This window comes from Burkholderia sp. BCC0398, assembly GCF_902833245.1.
GTDB classification, from domain to species: Bacteria; Pseudomonadota; Gammaproteobacteria; order Burkholderiales; family Burkholderiaceae; genus Burkholderia; species Burkholderia sola.
Genome location: NZ_CADFEM010000039.1, coordinates 1 through 4,244, shown reverse-complemented (window position 1 = coordinate 4,244; position 4,244 = coordinate 1). Strand labels below are relative to the sequence as shown.

Here is a 4,244-nt window from a genome sequence, read left to right as displayed (position 1 = left end):
TGTCGAATTCGTCGGCGAATTCGTCGACCGCGCGCTGCGCGGCGGTTTCGAGCATCTCGACGCGCGACGCGCGTTCGCGGCCGGCGTCGTCGCGGTGCGCGGTGAGATCGGCGCTGCGGCGCTTGCCGATCTCGGTCAGGCGGTGGTTCAGCGCCTCGATCAGCAGCGCGCGGCGTTTCGGGTTGTCGAGCAGGTCGTCCTGCAGATACGGGTTGCGGCGCACGACCCAGATGTCGCCGAGCACTTCATACAGCATCCGTGCCGAGCGGCCCGTGCGGCGCTCGGCGCGCAGTTCGTCGAGCACCGCCCACGCCTCTTCGCCGAGCAGGCGGATCACGATCTCGCGATCCGAGAAGGACGTGTAGTTGTAGGGAATCTCGCGCAAGCGGGGCGCGGGGTCGGCGGCGACGGCGGCGGCCGCGCCATGCGGATCGAAAACTTGTGGTGCGTTCATGTTCGGACGACTCGGAGGGCCGATATCCCGTGCACGGGCGTCGGCAAGCGCGTGGGCGCAATCTTGGGGAAATCTGTTCTGTTACCAGGCGCGCGGCTGTCCTTCATGGGGCCGGAGCGGGCGACTCGCCCCTCCTGGCCGGCGACAGGGCCTGGCGGCACTCGGGACCATCAGCACGATCGCGCGCGGCGCGCATGCCGTTCGGCCGCGGGGCTGGCTGCGCGCGGCGTCGGCTTCAACGGTGCGATCCGTGGGTGCCTCTGCATCTTCCGAATCCTTGATTCAAAACGGAATTCTAACCCATGATCGGGCAGCCCGTGACACGCCGGACAGGTCGTGGGGCTATCGCCGTGAGCCGCGCCGGGCGGGCTTCGGCGCAGTTTCGTCCGACCATTCGCCGTCCGTCCGGTCGGTAACCATGCGGTTAAACGGTAAAGAGCGCCGGCAAAATGCTGCGCCCGGCGGCGCGCATCCGCTGCCTGCACGCACACACGGCCGCCCGCAGCCGCCCGCCCGGCATGCCGCTTGCGTGCGGGCGGACCCTTGGCGCTATCATTGACCCTTTACCGTCTGCATCCGCACTGCACGCGAGCGCCCATGGCATCCCACGATTACCTGAAGAAAATCCTCACCGCGCGCGTCTACGACGTCGCGATCGAGACGGAACTCGAACCGGCCCGCAACCTGTCGGCCCGGCTGCGCAACGCCGTTTACCTGAAGCGCGAGGACAACCAGCCGGTGTTCTCGTTCAAGCTGCGCGGCGCGTACAACAAGATGGCGCACATTCCGACGGACGCGCTCGCGCGCGGCGTGATTACGGCGTCGGCCGGCAACCACGCGCAGGGCGTCGCATTCTCGGCGGCCCGGATGGGCGTCAAGGCCGTGATCGTCGTCCCGGTCACGACGCCGCAGGTGAAGGTCGACGCGGTGCGCGCGCACGGCGGCCCGAGCGTCGAGGTGATCCAGGCGGGCGAATCGTACAGCGATGCGTACGCGCACGCGGTCAAGGTCCAGCAGGAGCGCGACCTCACGTTCGTCCACCCGTTCGACGATCCGTACGTGATCGCCGGCCAAGGCACGATCGCGATGGAGATCCTGCGTCAGCACCAGGGTCCGATCCACGCGATCTTCGTGCCGATCGGCGGCGGCGGGCTCGCGTCCGGCGTCGCCGCGTACGTGAAGGCGGTGCGCCCGGAGATCAAGGTGATCGGCGTGCAGGCCGAGGATTCGTGCGCGATGGCGCAGTCGCTGGACGCGGGCGAGCGCATCGAGCTGAGCGAAGTCGGCCTGTTCGCGGACGGCACCGCGGTGAAGCTCGTCGGCGAGGAAACCTTCCGGCTGTGCCGCGAATTCCTCGACGGCGTCGTGACGGTCAACACCGACGCGCTATGCGCGGCGATCAAGGACGTGTTCCAGGACACGCGCAGCGTGCTCGAGCCGTCCGGCGCGCTCGCGGTCGCGGGGGCGAAGCTGTACGCGGAACGCGAAGGTATCGAAAACCAGACGCTCGTCGCGGTCACGTCCGGCGCGAACATGAATTTCGACCGGATGCGCTTCGTCGCCGAGCGCGCGGAGGTCGGCGAGGCGCGCGAAGCGGTGTTCGCGGTCACGATCCCCGAGGAACGCGGCAGCTTCAAGCGCTTCTGCTCGCTCGTCGGCGATCGCAACGTCACCGAGTTCAACTACCGGATCGCCGATGCGCAATCCGCGCACATCTTCGTCGGCGTGCAGATCAGGCGCCGCGGCGAATCGGCGGAGATCGCCGCGAACTTCGAGTCGCACGGCTTCAAGAGCGTCGACCTGACGCACGACGAGCTGTCGAAGGAACACATCCGCTACATGGTCGGCGGCCGCTCGCCGCTCGCGCTCGACGAGCGCCTGTTCCGCTTCGAATTCCCGGAACGGCCGGGCGCGCTGATGAAGTTCCTGTCGTCGATGGCGCCGGACTGGAACATCAGCCTGTTCCACTACCGCAACCAGGGCGCGGACTACAGCTCGATCCTCGTCGGGCTGCAGGTGCCGCAGGCCGATCGTGCCGAATTCGAACGCTTCCTCGCGGCGCTCGGCTATCCGTATGTCGAAGAGAGCGCCAACCCGGCTTACCGCCTCTTCCTGTCGTAAAGGCGTCACACGATGAATCCCGAACATTCCCCGCTCGGCAAGGCCACCGTCTACGCGGCGCAGTACGACGCGTCGCTGCTGTTCCCGATCCCGCGCGCCGGCGCGCGCGAGCAGCTCGGCATCACGTCGGCGCTGCCGTTCTTCGGCACCGACATCTGGAACGCGTACGAGCTGTCGTGGCTCAACGCGCGCGGCAAGCCGCAAGTCGCGATCGCGACGTTCTACGTGCCGGCCGAATCGCCGAACATCGTCGAATCGAAGTCGTTCAAGCTGTATCTCGGTTCGTTCGCGCAGTCGAAGTTCGACTCGGTCGACACGGTGCGCGACGTGCTGAAGCGCGACGTATCGGCCGCGTGCGGCGCGAGCGTATCGGTGCAGCTGGTGTCGGCGCACGATTTCCGCAAGCTGGAGATGGACGAGCTCGACGGGCTGTCGCTCGACCGGCTCGACCTCGACACCGACGTGTACGAACCCGACCCGTCGCTGCTGTCGGCGGCCGACGGCGAGAACGAGGCGCCGGTCGAAGAGACGCTCGTGTCCGACCTGCTGCGCTCGAACTGCCCGGTCACGGGGCAGCCCGACTGGGGCAGCGTGCAGATCCATTACGTCGGGCCGCAAATCGATCACGCGGGGCTGCTGCGCTACATCATCTCGTTCCGCAATCACACGGGCTTTCACGAGCAATGCGTCGAGCGGATCTTCCTCGACATCCTGCATGCGTGCAAACCGGTGAAGTTGGCGGTGTATGCGCGTTACACGCGCCGCGGCGGGCTCGACATCAACCCGTTCCGCACGAATTACAATCAGCCGATGCCGGATAACGCGCGGACGGCGCGGCAGTAAATGCGTGAGCTGGCGGACATTTCGGTCCGCCAACACTGCCCGCTTGCGGAAGGCGCGCTTCTCTAATTCGGTGCGAATACGTCGGCCCGGCACTTCGGACAATACAGGTAGATTGTTCGACCATCGGGCAGGGAAATGAAGCCTCGCCTTGCCTGGTCTATCCTCCATTTCGCCGCGCCACCACCTGCCAGACGCGCTTCGCCTTCGGCATAGCAACGCGCGGCGTCCAGGTCATGGCTGTACGCCCGTTCTGTTACGCGGTCCGCACGCTTGAAAAATGCGCTGACATCCGCACGCCGAAGCACGAACGTGCGACACATATCCGCCGTTTCGTCCCCGCTGATGTCAGCCGACCACGCACCGTTCCTGACGATTTCGACTGACTCCGGCACAACGGCGGGTGCCGCGCCGACAGGCGATACCCTATTGGGCAGCGTGCCCGCAGCCGCGCTGTAGCTGAGCGCGAGCGCCAACATCAAAACTGCGATCCGAATCACCATTGCACTCTCGCCGCCTCCGTCCGGTTCTTCCGCGATACTACCGGGTGACGGAAAACCTCTGTCACCGGAACACGTAGCGTTACCGAAAGGGCGTGGATAAGCCATCGCAACGAATCGTTCTGAGCAGCCGGCGCCGCGACGTAGGTTCGTCGATCAGGGTTGGGCTCATTCAGTGGCAGAGCTTCACCGACCAATTCCACGCCAATGCTGTCCGTATTGGACGGGTAACGGTCCGGGAGAGGTGGGCGCGCAAATTCGGACAGCAGGATAAGTGGGTCGTCCGGGGCCTGAGCCGGCGATAATGCCGACAAAGGAACCCGGAAGAT

General features: G+C 66.1%; 4 protein-coding genes and 1 pseudogene. 2 read left to right on the top strand and 3 right to left on the bottom strand.

What is annotated here, in order from left to right:
• Nucleotides 1-454, bottom strand: a 454-nt coding sequence (locus tag HWX76_RS36345; protein ID WP_176017102.1) for a DUF3683 domain-containing protein, incomplete at its 3' end; no start/stop codon positions are given.
• Nucleotides 455-1,051: 597 nt separating this feature from the next.
• On the opposite strand from HWX76_RS36345, the gene ilvA reads away from it, so the two are divergent.
• Both ilvA and queF read left to right on the top strand, forming a co-directional pair.
• Nucleotides 1,052-2,575 carry a threonine ammonia-lyase, biosynthetic gene (ilvA, locus tag HWX76_RS36340; protein ID WP_050016647.1) on the top strand — a complete coding sequence of 508 codons (1,524 nt, stop codon included), beginning with the start codon at nucleotides 1,052-1,054 and terminating at the stop codon, nucleotides 2,573-2,575.
• A 12-nt stretch (nucleotides 2,576-2,587) separates the two neighbouring features.
• Complete coding sequence (gene queF, locus HWX76_RS36335; RefSeq protein ID WP_050016649.1) at nucleotides 2,588-3,418, top strand: NADPH-dependent 7-cyano-7-deazaguanine reductase QueF; 831 nt, start codon at nucleotides 2,588-2,590, stop codon at nucleotides 3,416-3,418.
• Between the two features lie 62 nt (nucleotides 3,419-3,480).
• Here queF and HWX76_RS36330 read toward each other — a convergent pair whose 3' ends face one another.
• Complete coding sequence (locus HWX76_RS36330; protein WP_050016651.1) at nucleotides 3,481-3,918, bottom strand: hypothetical protein; 438 nt, start codon at nucleotides 3,916-3,918, stop codon at nucleotides 3,481-3,483.
• Nucleotides 3,912-4,244, bottom strand: a pseudogene (locus HWX76_RS36575) (N-acetylmuramoyl-L-alanine amidase); the annotation flags it as partial. The gene HWX76_RS36330 and the pseudogene HWX76_RS36575, both read right to left, overlap by 7 nt.